A 16079-nucleotide genomic window follows, 5' to 3' on the forward strand; every position below is an offset into this window, starting at 1 on the left:
TGACTTGGTTAGGCTATCTTGTATAATCGCTTTATATTAATTTGATCCCAAGGAGGTGTGATAATGCCGGAAGTCAAAGGTTATTGCGTGAAGTGCAAAAAGAAAACAGAAATGAAAAGCCCTAAAGCTGTCACTTTAAAGAACGGAAGAAAAGCTACAAAGGGTGAATGCCCAAAGTGCGGGACAAAAATGTTCAGGATCGGCGGGTAGTATATTTTATTAGCGCTAATAAAAGGCCTCCGAAGTTACATCGGGGGCCTTTTTTGATATAATTCATGATTATGCCTCAAAAATTTGTCCATCTCCATACCCATTCGGAATACAGCTTGCTTGACGGCGCGGGAAAGATACAAGAGATCGTGTCTTTTGTAAAAGAGCTCGGCATGAAATCCTACGCGCTCACCGACCATGGGAATATGTATGCCGCCGTTCAGTTTTACCTTGAATGCAAAAATCACGACATCAAGCCGATAATCGGGTGTGAATTGTACCTTGCGCCCAGGACCCGCTTCGACAAAGAAACAAAAGAGGATAGGGCGAATTATCACCTGACCTTTCTTGTGAAAAACGAAGTTGGGTACAGGAACCTGATAAAGATGGCTTCATTGGCATCGATAGAAGGGTTTTATTCGAAGCCTAGGATCGACAGGGAACTTGTCGAAAAATATCATTCCGGGCTCATATTGATGTCAGGGTGCATTGGCGGAGAGGTCGGGTCGTTCATTCTTGCGGGAGATATCGATAAAGCAAAAAAAACCGCAATGTATTACAAAGGGATACTCGGGGATGATTATTATCTTGAGATCATGGACCAAAATTTAGAAGAGCAAAAATCGGTAAATCCCCGGTTAATTGCATTTTCAAAAGAACTCGGGATCAAACTTGTCGCGACAAATGATGTGCATTATATAAAAAAAGAAGATGCTTTTGCGCAGGATGTCCTATTATGTGTCGGCACGGGATCATTTTTGGATCAGCCAAACCGCCTAAAATTCGAAACCGACCAATTTTATATAAGAACGGCTGACGAAATGCGCGAATTATTCAAGGAAGCACCCGATGCCGTAAGCAACACCCTTGAGATCGCCGAAAAGTGCAATTTTGATCTAGAGGTCGGCAAGCTGCACCTTCCAAATTTTCAAGTCCCGGATAATGAAACGCCGGATTCGTACCTGGAAAAGATCGTTTGGGATGGGATCCGGCAAAAATATGGCGTATTGGTCGAAAACAAAGACATGGAAAAGATAATGGTGCCGCCTGAAATCAATGACAGGGTTAAATATGAGCTTTTTACCATAGAAAAAATGGGATACGCGGCTTACTTTTTGATCGTCCAGGATTTTATCAGTTTTGCAAAGAAGAATGGCATACAGGTGGGGCCGGGCAGGGGGTCTGCCGCAGGGTCTATTGTTTCCTACGCTCTCGATATTACAACGATCGATCCTTTGAAATACGGCCTGATCTTTGAGCGGTTCCTGAATTTGGAAAGGATCTCCATGCCCGATATAGATATTGATTTTTGTTTCGAGCGCAGGCAGGAAGTTATTGATTATGTTACAAAAAAATACGGAACTGACCATGTCGCGCAGATAGTTACATTCGGTTCGATGGCGGCAAGGGGGGCTTTGCGCGATGTCGGCCGCGTACAGAGAATACCGCTCTCTGACGTAGATAAGATCGCGAAAATGATTCCTTTTGGCCCCAAGATCACTATAGATGACGGCCTTGCCCAAAATAAAGACCTGAAAGCTTTATACGATAATGATGAAAAGGCCAGGCATTTAATAGATACGGCTAAAAAATTGGAAGGCCTTTCGCGCCACGCGTCTGTCCATGCGGCCGGCGTTGTCATATCCGAAAAACCGGTCATGGAATATGTTCCCCTCCAGAAGCTTGATGAAACAGTAATAGTTACGCAGTATCAAATGACCGATCTTGAAAAGATCGGGCTCCTCAAAATGGACTTTTTGGGCCTTAGAAATCTTACTATGATCGCCCAGGCGGTTGAACTTGTAAAGAAGGGCCAAAATATCGATATTGATATCAATAACCTTCCTCTCGATGACCAGAGTACCTTTTCACTATTGCGCGCGGGAGAATCAATCGGCGTGTTCCAGCTTGAATCGCGCGGAATGCAAGCGCTTGAAAAAAACCTGCAGCCCGATAATTTCGACGAGATAATAGCCCTGCTCGCGCTTTATCGCCCGGGCCCGCTTGAATCGGGAATGGTCGAGGATTATGTAAAGCGCAAACATAAAAAAGTACCCGTCCATTACGAACTTGATGATCTAAAGCCGATACTCTCCGAAACCTACGGAGTCATTCTTTATCAGGAACAGGTAATGTCTATTGCAAGTAAAGTAGCAGGTTTTTCAATGGGACAAGCTGATGTTTTGCGGTCAGCAATGGGCAAAAAGAAAGCAAAAGAGATGGCAAAGCAAAAAGAAATGTTTATCGAGGGCGCGGTCAAGCGCAATGTCTCCCGCAATAAAGCGACCGAACTTTTTAATCTCTGCGCGAAATTCGCGGGATATGGATTCAATAAATCCCATTCAACTGCATATGCAATGATCTCTTATCAAACAGCATATCTTAAAGCGAATTATCCAAAAGAGTTCATGGCGGCGCTTTTAACATCTGTCATGGGCAATTCCGACAAAGTGACTATATACATCGCAGAGTCTGTTAGGATGAAGATCAAAGTACTGGCGCCTGACGTCAATCAAAGTGAAAAGACATTTACGGTCGTTCCCGATGGGATACGATTTGGATTAACAGCTATAAAAAATGTTGGCATAGGCGCTATCGAATCAATACTTGCCGCGCGAAAAAAAGACGGCCCTTTCAAGTCGCTTATGGATTTCGCAAAGAGGATTGATACAAGAGCGTGCAATAAAAAAGTGATCGAAAGCCTGATAAAATCGGGTGCTATGGATTCCATAAATATCAATCGCCCGTATTTACTTGCGATCTTTGAGCAGACAATGTCCAGGGCGGCAGCTGAACTCAAGGAGCAATCAAACGGGCAAGTCTTTATGTTCGACATGAAGCCTGTTTTAAATATCGCGGCGGCCGATTCTGTCCCTTCAAATATCGAAGTAACGCCTTATACAGAAGAAGAACTTTTGAGGATGGAAAAAGAATTACTCGGGCTGTATATCTCTAACCACCCGCTGGAAAACCTTAAGGATTCTTTGGAAGGCCAGGTCAACCAGAGGGTTGCGGACCTGCAGGAAAAATTTGAGGGCGATGTCATAAAGATCGGCGGCCTCATTTTTTCGGGTAAAAAATTCAATACGAAAAAAGGCGACCAAATGCTTGTAGCCAATCTTGAGGACTTGACGGGATCAATACCTATCATCGTGTTTCCAAAAACATATGAAAAATATTCCCAAATGCTCGATGACGATTCTATCGTGATAATTAAAGGCAAAATGAACAGGGATTTAAGGACCGAGGAATTAAATGTCTCCGTTGAATCCGTAGAACCTTTGGTCGAGCTTGATAAGGTAAGGTCGCTTCATATAGAGATCGTTGATGTAAAAGACAAGCAAGTCCTTGAGAGGCTAAAAGAAATATTACTGTTTTACCGCGGGGGCGATCCTGTGATAATCTATTATGACGGGCAAAGGATAACAGCGGGTGTAAAGTACCGCGTAGATATTTGCCCCGAAATAATTTCGCAGGTAGAAGAACTTTTAGGGTCCGGATCTGCAAGAGTTGAGTTCCGACATGTCAAAAGGGAGGCAGTTGTAAATGACAAATGACAAATGTCAAATGACAAATGAATATGTGAATAAAATTAAATTTAATAGTGAGGGATTAGTTCCGGTGATTGCGCAGGATCATAAAGATGGCGCGGTGCTGATGCTTGCTTATATGAACAAGGAATCACTTCAGATGACATTAGACAAAAAGGAAATGGTCTATTGGTCGCGTTCGAGAAAAGTTTTGTGGCACAAAGGCGACACTTCGGGGCACATCCAAAAAGTTAGAGAACTCTATTATGATTGCGATGCCGATGCGATCCTCGCAAAGGTCGAACAAGTTGGGGATATCGCCTGCCACACGGGAAATAGAAGCTGTTTCTTTAATAAGATGATCTAGGGCCTGATTCTAATCCGCGGGCTTTTGTGTTAGAATTAACAACTCAATGGAAAAGCTTATAATCAAAGGCGCGCGCGAGCACAACCTGAAAAATATCAATCTCGAACTCCCTCGGAATAAACTGATAGTTTTTACAGGACTTTCAGGGTCGGGCAAATCATCGCTTGCTTTTGATACAATTTACGCCGAAGGCCAAAGGCGTTATGTGGAATCCCTATCCGCATACGCCCGCCAATTCCTCGAACAAATGCAAAAGCCCGACGTCGACTCGATCGAAGGCCTATCCCCTGCGATATCGATCGACCAAAAAGCTCCCTCGCATAATCCAAGATCAACAGTAGGGACTGTAACCGAGATATACGATTACATGAGGCTTCTATATGCTAGCATCGGAGTCCCGCATTGCCCAAAATGCGAAAGAAAGATCGAAAAGCAAACACCCGAACAAATTGTCGACCAAATATTAGCGCATAAAGAAGGCGCAAAAATAGCAGTTCTATCTCCCGTTGTAAAAGGCCGCAAAGGCGAATACAAAGAATTATTTTCGGATATCCAAAAAGACGGATTTATACGAGCGCGAGTCGACAAGAAAATTGTTGAGCTTTCGGAGCCAATAACCTTGAATAAAAAGAAAAAGCATTCGATCGAGATCGTTGTCGATCGGCTGATATTAAAGCCCGGGATAAAAAAGAGGCTCACTGATTCCGTGGAAACGGGGTTGAGGTTTGGAAGCGGGACGATAATTATAGTTTTCGGCGAGGGGAAAGGCTCTCAAGAAGAAATTTTTTCCGAAAACTTCTCGTGTCCGGAGTGCAGTATTAGCCTTGATGAAATAACACCTCGAATTTTTTCTTTCAATACGCCGTACGGCGCATGTCCTACATGCGGAGGATTAGGCGACAAGCTCGAATTCGATCCCGATCTCGTTATCCCTGACAAAAATTTAACTATAGCTTCCGGCGCCATCGCCCCATGGGGCGATTCGTTCTCATATTACATCCAAAAAGTCGCCGCAGTCGGCGATAAATTCGGCTTCGATCTCAATACACCGATAAAAAAGCTTTCAAAAAAGCAGATGAACATTATCCTTTACGGCACCGACGAATCGGTAAAGTTCAAATACGAAATGGAGCGGGGATATTGGGAGCATGAGGGCAAATATGAGGGCGTAATAACCAATCTTCGCCGAAGATATTATGAGACAAAATCCGAAAGCGTCCGTTATTATCTTTACCGCTATATGAGCTCTGTCCCATGTCCTATATGTAAAGGCGCGAGATTAAAACCCGAAAGCTTAGCGGTGAAGATAGAAGGCAGATCGATCTCCGATGTAACTTCGCTGTCGATCAGGGGCCTTGACGATTTTATCGCGGATTTGAAATTGACAGACAGGCAGAAAACTATCGCAAAACAAGTTGTTAAAGAAATAAGGGAAAGATTATCGTTTTTAAAAAATGTCGGGCTTGATTATATCGCTTTAGGCCGCGAATCAAGCACTCTGTCGGGCGGCGAGGCGCAAAGGACCAGGCTTGCGACGCAAGTTGGATCGGGTCTTGTTGGCGTTCTATACATATTGGATGAACCATCGATCGGTTTGCACCAAAGGGATAATAAACGATTAATTGAGACCCTGAAAAGATTAAGAGATCTTGGGAATACAATAATAGTAGTTGAACATGACGAAGATACAATGCGCACTGCGGATTTTCTAGTGGATATAGGCCCCGGTGCCGGCCTTCATGGTGGGGAAATAATAGCCGCCGGATCGGTTTCAGATGTCATAAAAGAAAAAAGATCGATCACGGGTAAATATTTGAGCGGCCAAGAAAAGATCGAGGTGCCAAAAAGCAGGCGCCCAGGTAATGGCGAGAAATTAATAATCAAAGGCGCACGCCACCATAACCTAAAGAATATCGACGTCACGATCCCGCTTGGAACTTTTACATGTGTGACGGGGGTATCAGGCTCCGGCAAGAGCTCTCTTATAAATGATATCTTATATAATGCGCTTGCAAAGAAATTTTATCGATCTATCGAAAAGGCCGGTGAGTTTGACGAGATACTGGGTCTTGAGAATATCGATAAGGTCATAATAATCGACCAGTCGCCTATTGGGCGTACGCCACGGTCAAATCCTGCGACTTATACCGGAGTTTTCGATCATATACGTAATTTATTTTCCATGACGCCGGAGGCCAAAGGAAGAGGGTATCAACAAGGAAGATTTTCGTTCAATGTCAAAGGTGGCCGTTGCGAAGCATGCCATGGCGACGGTTTGGTAAAGATCGAAATGCATTTTCTGCCCGATGTCTATGTGCCATGCGACGTTTGCAAGGGTAAGAGATATAATAGGGAAACCCTTGAGGTACATTACAAAGGAAAGAATATCTTTGAAGTGCTTGATATGACAGTTGAAGAGGCGCTTGAGCATTTTACAAATATCCCGCAAATTGAAAAGAAGTTCTCGACAATTAGAGATGTCGGGTTGAATTATATAAAACTTGGCCAATCGGCAACGACATTGTCCGGCGGGGAAGCCCAAAGGATCAAATTAGCGACAGAACTTGCCGGAAGATCGACAGGACGAACTTTGTATCTCTTGGATGAGCCGACGACAGGCCTTCATTTCGCCGATATCAAAAGATTGCTTCACGTATTGGATCGTTTGGTTCAAACCGGCAATACTTTGGTTATGATCGAGCATAATCTTGATGTTATAAAGACTGCCGACCATTTGATCGACCTTGGCCCGGGCGGGGGAGACGATGGCGGAAGGATAATAGCTAAAGGAACACCCGAACAAGTGGCTCAAGTTGGCAAGAGTTATACAGGACAATATTTAAAGGATATTCTAGGAAGCTGATAACTCACCCCCTTAATCCCCCTCTCTTAATAAGAGAGGGGGAAACCCGAACAGAGTGAGGGAGGGGGTGAGTTAAATGGAGGAAATAATGACAGCGCTTGGTTTGCTACTATTTGTAATTATTATATTGGCGAGCTTGACGATACACGAATATTCTCACGCGAAAGCCGCGGACATCTTGGGCGACCCGACGCCAAGAATGGCGGGAAGATTAACGCTAAATCCAATAGCTCATCTTGATCCAGTAGGTTTTCTTGCTCTTTTGCTTATAAGGATCGGTTGGGCAAAGCCCGTTCCTATAAATCCTTATAATTTTAAGAATCCTGAACGCGGGATGCTTATCACGGGGATTGCAGGGCCGATATCAAACTTTTTCTTGGCTTGGATCTTAGCGATCGTATTAAAGACGATTCCGTTTAATAATGCTGTTTGGGTTGAAGCGCTTCAAAGCGCGATATGGATAAATTTAGCTTTGATGGTTTTCAATCTTCTCCCGATCCCGCCGCTTGATGGATCAAGGATCTTTACCCAATATATGCCCGTTGAATGGCAGATGAGCCTTGAGAGATACGGGTTTTTGATCTTGATCGGCGTGATAATGTTCCCGCCTACGCAAGAACTATTGATGGTTATTATCGGGTTGATCTACGGGTTATTGTTAAGATAAATTCAGGATACCGCGTCCGCGCATCTTTCGCATAAAGTAGGGTGGGCCGCGTTTTTGCCGACAGTCGGTTTTAATATCCAACAGCGTTCGCATTTATGGTTTGTCGACTTTTCGATAACTATTTCTTCCGGTCCTTCTTTTACTACAACTTCCGACACGATGAAAAGTAACGGCAAGAAATCTTTTTCGGAATTAAGTATCGCAAAATCTTTGCTGTTTGCAAAGATAGCGACTTTTGCTTCGGTTGAAGACGAAAGTTCTTTATTCTTGCGTTTTTCTTCTATTAGCCTGTAAACATTAGCCCTTATTTCAAACAGTTTATCGAATTTCTCTTCAAGAGCATTATTTTTAAGATCAGGGTTTGGTTTTGGCATTCCAAGCAAGAATATACTTTCCCTCGCCCCAGAGCTTCGCTCTTCCCCTCTCCCTATGGGAGAGGGGGTAGGGGTGAGGGGTTTATTAACATATCGATATATATCTTCAGCAGTAAAGCTCAATATCGGCGCCATGAGTTTAATTAATGTGAGCAGTGTCTCGTTTATTGCCGTCTGTGCCGAACGCCTGCTTTTTGAATCTAGTTTATCGCAATACAGCCTGTCTTTTGACATATCAAGGTAATACGCGCTAAGGTCGGTTGTGCAGAAGTCATACAATGAATGATAAACTATGTGGAATTCGTATTCTTCATAAGCTTTGTTTATTTTTTCAATGAGCTTGTTTAGTTTGGACAGTATCCACCTATCGATCTGTTCTAACCCCCTCTGTCCCTCGACAGAGCTCGGGACATCTCCCCCTTGGCAAGGGGGAGAAAGAGAGGGGGTAAAGTCCGACAAATTACTCAAAAGGAATCTGCAAGTATTTCTTATCTTAAGATACGCGTCTTGAACTTGTTTCAATATCTTGTCCGACGCGGCCATATCGTTGCGGAAATCTGTTGATGCAACCCACAATCGTAAAACGTCGGCCCCGTATTTATTGATAACATCTAGCGGGGCTATCACATTGCCCAAAGACTTGCTCATTTTCTTGCCTTTATCATCAACTGTAAATCCATGGGTTAATACTGCGTTAAAAGGAGCGCTGCCTCTTGTTCCAACAGATGTTAGAAGAGATGCTTGGAACCATCCCCTGTGCTGGTCGGAGCCTTCCAAGTAAAGATCCGCCGGGTAGGATAGCCTAGTATCGAGGACCGCCGCATGGGATGATCCCGATTCGAACCAAACATCCAAGATATCAGTTTCTTTCCTAAAATTAGAGCCTCCGCATTCGCATTTAAGACTTTTTGGCAGGAATTCTGACGGCTCTTTTTTAAACCAGCCATTTGTCCCTTCTTTTTTCACAAGAGCGCATGCGGCCTTGTTGAATTTGCCTTTAAAATAAACTTTTCCGCAGTCTTTGCAGTAGAAAGCCGGGATCGGTACTCCCCAAAATCTTTGGCGAGAGATGCACCAGTCAGGGCGTGTTTCCACCATTCCGCGGATCCTGTTCTCGCCCCAGCTTGGTACCCATTTTGTATCAATAACAGCTTTAAGAGCCTTGCCTCTTAGGTCATTGTGCTCAACCGATACGAACCATTGCTCCGTCGCCCTGAAGATCACCGGTTTTTTGCATCTCCAGCAATGAGGGTAACTATGTTTTATGAATTCTAGTTTGATCAATTGTTTTGTTTCTTCAAGTTTCTGTCCAACTAATTTATTGCCTTCATCAATTGGTTTTCCTTTTAGGAAATCAGGCGCGGAATTATCAAAATTTCCCTTCGAGTCAACAGGCATGACGATCGGCAATTTATATTTTAATCCAACTTTGTAATCTTCAATACCGTGGCCCGGGGCGATGTGAACAAGCCCTGTTGTGCCTGGATCAAGCGTTACATAGTTATCCAATACAAGAATAGAATCCCGATCTATGAATGGATGTTTTGCCAAGATGCCTTCTAAGAATTTGCCTTTTGTTTTACCAAGAACCTTATAATCCGATATTCCAAATTTTTTCATATCCTCATCGACTAGGGCTTCCGCCATGATCCAGACCTCGTTGTTTACATTTACGAACGCGTACTCATTCTCGGGATTTAGTGCGATCGCGACGTTTGCCGGAAGCGTCCATGGGGTAGTGGTCCAGATGATCGCGAACCATTTTACCCCCTCTGACCCTTCGGGCCATCTCCCCCTTATCAAGGGGGAGATAAGAGAGGAGGTCGGATTTCGGATCTCGAATTTGACATATATTGAAGGAGTTCGAAGGTCTTCATATTCGATCTCGGCTTCGGCAAGAGCTGTTTCGTCATTAGGGCACCAATGTATCGGCTTTAATCCCCTGTAAATATATCCGGCATCAGCGAGCTTTCCAAAAGTTTCAATTATTTTTTCTTCGTATAATGGGTCAACTGTAAGATAAGGGTTGAACCAATCGCCAAAAACACCAAGTTTAATTGATTCTAAACGCTGGATATCGACAAAACTCATCGCGTACTCATGGCATTTTTGCCTGAATTCAACGATTCCCATTTCTTTTCTTTTATCGCCAAGTTCTTTTATAAGCTGTGTTTCGATAGGAAGCCCATGGCAGTCCCAGCCTGGGATAAAAGGTGAATAGTACCCGGCCATTAATTTATTTTTAACTACAATATCTTTTAAAATGCGGTTTATTGCGTGTCCAAGGTGGATGTGGCCGTTAGCGTAGGGTGGGCCATCATGCAGTATGTATTTTCCATTGTCCTTGTTATTGTCCTCTAACTTTTTATAAATATCTTCCTGTTCCCAAAATGCCAACATTTCCTCTTCGAGAGCTTTGGAATTTACCCTGATCGGGAAATCAGTTTTGGGGAGATTAAGGGTCTGTTTGTACTCCATATCAACTATATTTTATCATGAAAATGACCAATGACCAATTTCCAATGACCAACATGGCATAATAATAACAATAATTTGGGATTTGGACATTGGGATTTGATCATTAACAAAGCGAAGCTTTGTGCTATGCGAACATCTGCCCTTCAATTTGCGGGTGGATATCTTTGCGGATATTCTCAAGCGAATGTTCAAAAGGGTTCCTTGCGAGCGCCGCCTGCAGTACCTCGTCAGCTTCTTTGACCAGGATAAAGTTCAAGTCGATCTTAATGTCTTTTTTGATCTCGTCGAGGTCTTTTTTATTCTCGTCAGGCACTATTACTGTTTTTATGCCCGCTCTTTTTGCGGCAAGGATCTTTTCTTTTAACCCGCCTATCTGCAAAACTTTGCCTCTTAATGTTATCTCGCCTGTCATTGCAATGTCGTGCTTGATTGGTATATTGCACAGGGATGATACTAGGGCGGTCGCTATCGTGATCCCGGCCGACGGACCGTCTTTTGGCACCGCTCCTTCAGGAAAATGTATATGAATATCGTATTTTCTATAAAAATCTTCAGTTAATCCCAAATCTTCTGCGCGCGACCTGACGTAGGTCATGGCGGCCTTGGCGGATTCCTGCATGACATCGCCAAGCTGGCCTGTTAAAGTCAGAGCGCCGCGGCCTTTGACGATTGTTACTTCAATTGGTATCGTATCCCCTCCAACCTCGGTCCAGACAAGCCCTGTAGCCGTTCCAATCTGGTCTATGGCTTCAGCCAGCCCGAAATGGTGGGTTGGCGCGCCCAAAAGCTCTGCAATCGCCTTTTTGTCGACCGAAATCGATTTTTCGATCTTTTCACCTTTCGACCTTACGAGTTTGGTGGCAATTTTTCTTAATACGGTAGCTATCTCACGTTCAAAATTGCGGACCCCTGCTTCTCTCGTGTAGTTTCTTATGATCTCAAGTATTGCGGCGTCTTCAAAAGAGACCTCATCTTTTTTAAGCCCGTGTCGTTCGAGCTCTTTTAGGAGCAAATATTCTTTTGCGATGTTTAATTTTTCTTCCTCGGTATAGCCTGACATTTCGATGATTTCCATGCGGTCGCGCAGTGGGCGGGGGATAGGGTCCATCGTATTTGCGGTAGTAACAAAAAATACGTCGGACAGGTCGAAAGGAAGCTCCAGATAATGGTCGCTGAAAGCCTTATTTTGTTCGGGATCAAGGACTTCAAGCAATGCCGATGAAGGATCGCCTCTAAAATCTGTGCCGAGCTTGTCTATTTCATCAAGTAGAAATACGGGGTTTGAATATCCGACCTTGTGTATGTTCTGGATAATTCGACCGGGCAGAGCCCCGACATAGGTCTTCCTGTGCCCCCTGATCTCCGCTTCGTCGCGGACGCCTCCAAGCGAAACCCTTATGAATTTGCGACCCATTGCCCGCGCGATGCTTGAGGCTATGCTTGTTTTTCCGACTCCCGGGGGGCCTACCAGGCACAATATCGATCCTCCGATTTTTCCGGTCAACTGGAGCACTGCAAAATATTCGATGATCCGCTCTTTTACTTTCTTCAAGCCGTAATGATCCTCGTTCAATATTTTTTCGACATCTTTGATATCGAATTTGCTTTTTGTTTTCTTTTTCCACGGGAGCTCGATAAGCCAATCAAGATATGTTCTAATGACCGTTGCTTCTGCAACCATGGATGGCATTTTTGAAAGGCGCTCGAGCTCTTTTTCGGCGCGCTCTTTTATTTCAGCGGGCAGTTTTGCCGAAGCTATTTTCTTTTTGTATTCGGCGACTTCAGGGCCTGCTTCCTCTTCATCATAAGTCTCTTCCCCGAGCTCTTCTTGGATCGCCTTAAGCTTTTCTTTCAGATAATATTCCTTTTGGACCCTTTCTATCTGTTTCCTAACCTTTCCCTGGAGCTTTCGTTCGACCTCAAGGACTTCAATTTCTTTTTCGAGGACTTCAATAAGCTTTTTCAGCCTTTTTTCGACCGCGACCGATTCGAGAATTCCCTGCTTTTCGTCGACTTTTAAAGTTAGGTAAGAAGCGATGAGATCTGCCAGGCGTCCCGGCTGGTCGACATTGATGATCGACATCAAGGTCTCGGGAGGGATCCTTTTGTTCAATTTAACGTATTTCTCGAATAGTTTGACCGTGTTGCGGACAAGAGCTTCTGCTTCGACGGTCAAGCCTTCCGGCTCTTCTATCCTGCTTGCAAGGACTTTATAATAGGGCGATTCCTGTGTGAATTTTTCGATCTTAACCCGAGCGATCCCTTCAACCAATATCTTTGTCGTGCCGTCAGGCAGGGATAAAAGTTGAACAATTTCTGCTAAAGTTCCTATCGTGCAAAGGTCTTTTGGCTGCGGCTCTTCGGCGTCTTCGGTCTTTTGGGTGGAAAATATGATCAATTTCTCTTTTTTTAGAGTGTCTTCCAAAGCTTTTACAGATTTATTCCTGCCGATAAACAGTGGAACGATCATCTGGGGGAAAACAACCATATTTCGGAGGGGAATTAAGGGAAGTTCTTCTTTCCACTCCGAAAGTTTTTGGTCTTTGCTAGATTTTTGTTCTGGGACCATAATTCTCCAATATTCGAGAAATTATTTAGTTTTTTTTGCGCTGCTGCCGGCTACTTCTTTAGAAGTAGTGATCACTTGGTCTATTAATCCGTATTTTGCCGCTTCATCAGCCGACATATAATAATCGCGCTCGGTGTCTTTTACAATTTTATCAAGCGGCTGTCCCGAATGTTTTACAAGGATCCCGTGCAGTAATTTCTTCATGCGCAAAATTTCTTGGGTTTGGATCTCGATATCGGTTGCTTGTCCTTGCGCGCCGCCTAAAGGCTGGTGGATCATTATCCTAGCGTTTGGAAGCGCATATCTTTTTCCTTTTGCTCCGGCGCAGAGGAGAAGGGCTCCCATGCTGGCGGCTTGTCCAATGCAGATCGTATTGACCGGGCTTTTTAAATATTGCATCGTGTCGTATATCGCGAGGCCAGCGGTTACAACTCCTCCCGGCGAGTTAATGTACATATTGATGTCTTTTCCGGTATCTTCAGCTTCCAAAAATAATAATTGCGCGATTATGAGGTTCGATATCTCATCTTCGATCGGGGTGCCGATAAAAAGTATCCTTTCTTTTAATAGCCTTGAAAAAATATCATACGCGCGCTCGCCGCGGCCTGTTTGTTCGACGACCATTGGGACCAGTTGTGATTTAATATTCATTTTTTCCCTCCTGTTCATTGTATCTCTATTTGAGAATTAAGTTCCAAGAAGTCGAGAGCTTTTCTTCTAAGCAAATAATCGTTAACATAAGCCAAACCGCCGTGTCCCAAAGTTTTTTTATATTCATCTGTCGACCTGTCTGATCCCTTCGCCATCAATGCTATTTCGGTATCAAGATCGTGCGGCGCAACGGTAATATTTTCAACTTCCGATATTTTCTTTAGGACTACTTTGCCTTTGGCTCGGCTTTCGGCAGGTTTCCTAAGCTCTGTTCGGATATCTTCTTCTGTTTTTTTGAGGCTCTTTAAATAATCCTCAAGGGTCAAATTGCTTCGGGAAAGGGAGGTCTTTAATTCGTCAAGCATAAGGTCGCTTTCGATCTTAACCAAGGCTTCCGGCAGGTCAAGCTTGGCATCCGCGGAAACCAGAGTTATTAGCTGGTTTTTCAGATCTGCTTCGGCCTCTTCTTTTTTCTCCATTTCAAGATTCTTTTTTACTTCTTCCTTAAGTTCGGACATCGAGCCGTAATTGCTGACTGTTTTTGCGAATTCATCGTTGAGATCGAGAAGTTCTTTCCTATGGATGCTGTTGACTTTGACCTTGAACGAAACTTCTTTTCCGGCGATCTCCGCAACATTATAATTTGCAGGGAAAGCGACATTGAATTCTTTTGCTTCGTTTAACTTCATGCCTTCGACATTCATATCGAACTCTTGCGAAATATATCCAAGCCCAAGAGGGAAGTGCTCGAGTTCTCTTGGCCATCGTTTGATCTGTGCGCCTTCGGCTTCAGCCTGGATGTTTAAGTCCACCAAGTCGTCTTTTTGTGCCGCTCCATCGGTAATATCAACATGTTTTGCGAACCTATTTTGCAAGTCGCCCAAAAATTTAATAATTTCATCTTCGGTTACGGTTATCGATTTCTTTGTTGCCTTCAATCCTTTATATTTTCCAAGTTTGATCTCCGGGTAAACTTCGACTGTCAGGCTCCATTGGAAAGGTTTTCCTTCTTCAAATTTGATCACCTCCACGTTCGGGTAATCAACCGGATCGATCTTGGTTTCGGACAATAATTTTGGGTAAAGTTTTGATATTAGATGCTGGGCGGCCCTGTCGTTTACGGCTTCGGTGTTTAGATTTTGTTCCACGATATTTTTTGGGGCTTTGCCGGGCCTAAAGCCTGGAACTTTCATTTCTTTGGCGAACTCGGCGATCACTTCATTCCTTGCATTCTCGAACGATTCGAAATCGGACTCGATCTCGAACTTATATTGGTTCATATTTTTTTCTTGTTTTATTATTTTCATAGGTTTTTAATTATACATTATAGGGTCAGGTTGCGCAATCTCCCGATTTTTGATAAACTAGAAAAAGTTATCTATGTGGGCTTTGCGGGCCTGCCCGCCGAAGTCCGCAGGACGCAGGCGGGAGTAGCTCAGTTGGTAGAGCATCTGCCTTCCAAGCAGAAGGTCGCGAGTTCGAGACTCGTCTCCCGCTTTTTTTTCGGGGTGTAGCTTAGTTTGGTAGAGCGCCTGGTTTGGGACCAGGAGGCCGTAGGTTCAAATCCTATCACCCCGACCAGTTTATACTTTCCGGAGTTTGGGCGGATATTTGGGAAAAATCAGAATTCATTATTATATTGCGCCGCGCGATTTTTTCCTTTTCTGCCGCCACAAAATTATACGGCTGCCGCCATTCCCAAATCACTTTTTTATTCAGCAGGCGACGGTTCGTTCCAATTTTTTCCACAAATGATTTTATTTCAATAAAATCATTTGACGAAGCAAGTTTTTCCGCGTAATGTGCGGATTTTATCCAATTCCGTAATGGTTCGATCCAATTGTTTCCCTTTTGCCCAAAATCGGTCTTGTTTTGTAGAAGTTCAGCTTTGGTCTTGATGAGTTCTTCTTTTTTAACCAGATAAATATTCTTGTCAATAATGCCATCTAGAAAAGCAGCAACCAATTTGTCGAGTTTTGCCTCTGTTTCTTTAATTTTTACTTCAAGATTTTGGGCAAAAGATTGCACCGACTGGGCTGTTTCTTTTTCCCATATATCAACTTGAGCAGACATCTTTTCTGCCCAGTCGGTGCAAAGAGCGACTTTTGAAGCCGCCTCTTTTAGTTGAGCAACCATTAGGTCTTCTCTTAAATATTTTTGATCACAGTGGCCAAGCCGTTTGGTGCAACGATAATATCTGTAAGTTCCGCCATTGCCATGAGCATATTGAGCGGTTATCGCTGCACCACATTCACCACATTTTAAAAGACCCGAATCAAATCATCTAAAATCTAACCATAAGGCCTTTCGTTAAATCATCAAAAACCTAACCCAAATTCCAATGAAAAGGTCATGGGAAGAACAGGGTTT

General features: G+C 43.7%; 9 protein-coding genes, 2 tRNA genes and 1 pseudogene. 7 read left to right on the plus strand and 5 right to left on the minus strand.

What is annotated here, in order from left to right; translation table 11 throughout:
• Positions 1–63 precede the first annotated feature (63 nt).
• The 5 genes from HZC34_03910 to HZC34_03930 all read left to right on the plus strand — a co-directional run bounded on the left by HZC34_03910 (position 64) and on the right by HZC34_03930 (position 7637).
• Positions 64–210, plus strand: a complete 147-nt coding sequence (locus HZC34_03910; protein MBI5700980.1) for a hypothetical protein — start codon at positions 64–66, stop codon at positions 208–210.
• 71 nt (positions 211–281) lie between these two features.
• The gene (locus HZC34_03915) at positions 282–3767 is read left to right on the plus strand and encodes a DNA polymerase III subunit alpha (GenBank protein ID MBI5700981.1); all 3486 of its coding nucleotides are present in this window, start codon (positions 282–284) and stop codon (positions 3765–3767) included.
• 10 nt (positions 3768–3777) lie between these two features.
• On the plus strand, positions 3778–4107 hold the full coding sequence (gene hisI / locus HZC34_03920; protein ID MBI5700982.1) for a phosphoribosyl-AMP cyclohydrolase: 330 nt from the start codon (positions 3778–3780) through the stop codon (positions 4105–4107).
• Between the two features lie 46 nt (positions 4108–4153).
• Positions 4154–6970 carry an excinuclease ABC subunit UvrA gene (gene uvrA / locus HZC34_03925; GenBank protein ID MBI5700983.1) on the plus strand — a complete coding sequence of 939 codons (2817 nt, stop codon included), beginning with the start codon at positions 4154–4156 and terminating at the stop codon, positions 6968–6970.
• Positions 6971–7046: 76 nt separating this feature from the next.
• Positions 7047–7637, plus strand: coding sequence for a site-2 protease family protein (locus tag HZC34_03930; GenBank protein ID MBI5700984.1), 591 nt, complete (start codon positions 7047–7049; stop codon positions 7635–7637).
• A gap of 2 nt (positions 7638–7639) precedes the next feature.
• Here HZC34_03930 and ileS read toward each other — a convergent pair whose 3' ends face one another.
• The 4 genes from ileS to tig form a co-directional block, all read right to left on the minus strand.
• Positions 7640–10489: an isoleucine--tRNA ligase gene (gene ileS, locus HZC34_03935; protein ID MBI5700985.1), complete on the minus strand. Its 2850-nt coding sequence runs from the start codon at positions 10487–10489 to the stop codon at positions 7640–7642.
• A 124-nt stretch (positions 10490–10613) separates the two neighbouring features.
• Positions 10614–13058 (minus strand): endopeptidase La, encoded by a 2445-nt coding sequence (gene lon, locus HZC34_03940; protein MBI5700986.1) that lies wholly within the window; start codon positions 13056–13058, stop codon positions 10614–10616.
• A gap of 21 nt (positions 13059–13079) precedes the next feature.
• Positions 13080–13709: an ATP-dependent Clp endopeptidase proteolytic subunit ClpP gene (gene clpP, locus HZC34_03945; protein MBI5700987.1), complete on the minus strand. Its 630-nt coding sequence runs from the start codon at positions 13707–13709 to the stop codon at positions 13080–13082.
• Positions 13710–13723: 14 nt separating this feature from the next.
• Positions 13724–15016, minus strand: a complete 1293-nt coding sequence (gene tig / locus HZC34_03950) for a trigger factor (GenBank protein MBI5700988.1) — start codon at positions 15014–15016, stop codon at positions 13724–13726.
• Positions 15017–15133: 117 nt separating this feature from the next.
• Here tig and HZC34_03955 point away from each other — a divergent pair.
• A tRNA-Gly gene (locus tag HZC34_03955) sits at positions 15134–15206 on the plus strand.
• Positions 15207–15213: 7 nt separating this feature from the next.
• A tRNA-Pro gene (locus HZC34_03960) sits at positions 15214–15290 on the plus strand.
• Here HZC34_03960 and HZC34_03965 read toward each other — a convergent pair.
• Positions 15279–15983 (minus strand): annotated as a pseudogene (locus HZC34_03965) (recombinase zinc beta ribbon domain-containing protein). The gene HZC34_03960 and the pseudogene HZC34_03965 overlap by 12 nt on opposite strands.
• Positions 15984–16079 lie beyond the last annotated feature (96 nt).

It is taken from the genome of Candidatus Saganbacteria bacterium, assembly GCA_016223245.1.
Taxonomy (GTDB): Bacteria; Margulisbacteria; WOR-1; order XYC2-FULL-46-14; family XYC2-FULL-37-10; genus JACRPL01.

What these genes read in the sequence shown, in the direction of transcription:
- HZC34_03910 (MBI5700980.1), top strand. Translation starts at nt 64, where the DNA reads ATGCCGGAAGTCAAAGGTTATTGCGTGAAGTGCAAAAAGAAAACAGAA.
- HZC34_03915 (MBI5700981.1), top strand. Translation starts at nt 282, where the DNA reads ATGCCTCAAAAATTTGTCCATCTCCATACCCATTCGGAATACAGCTTG.
- hisI (MBI5700982.1), top strand. Translation starts at nt 3,778, where the DNA reads ATGACAAATGAATATGTGAATAAAATTAAATTTAATAGTGAGGGATTA.
- uvrA (MBI5700983.1), top strand. Translation starts at nt 4,154, where the DNA reads ATGGAAAAGCTTATAATCAAAGGCGCGCGCGAGCACAACCTGAAAAAT.
- HZC34_03930 (MBI5700984.1), top strand. Translation starts at nt 7,047, where the DNA reads ATGGAGGAAATAATGACAGCGCTTGGTTTGCTACTATTTGTAATTATT.
- ileS (MBI5700985.1), bottom strand. Translation starts at nt 10,489, where the DNA reads ATGGAGTACAAACAGACCCTTAATCTCCCCAAAACTGATTTCCCGATC.
- lon (MBI5700986.1), bottom strand. Translation starts at nt 13,058, where the DNA reads ATGGTCCCAGAACAAAAATCTAGCAAAGACCAAAAACTTTCGGAGTGG.
- clpP (MBI5700987.1), bottom strand. Translation starts at nt 13,709, where the DNA reads ATGAATATTAAATCACAACTGGTCCCAATGGTCGTCGAACAAACAGGC.
- tig (MBI5700988.1), bottom strand. Translation starts at nt 15,016, where the DNA reads ATGAAAATAATAAAACAAGAAAAAAATATGAACCAATATAAGTTCGAG.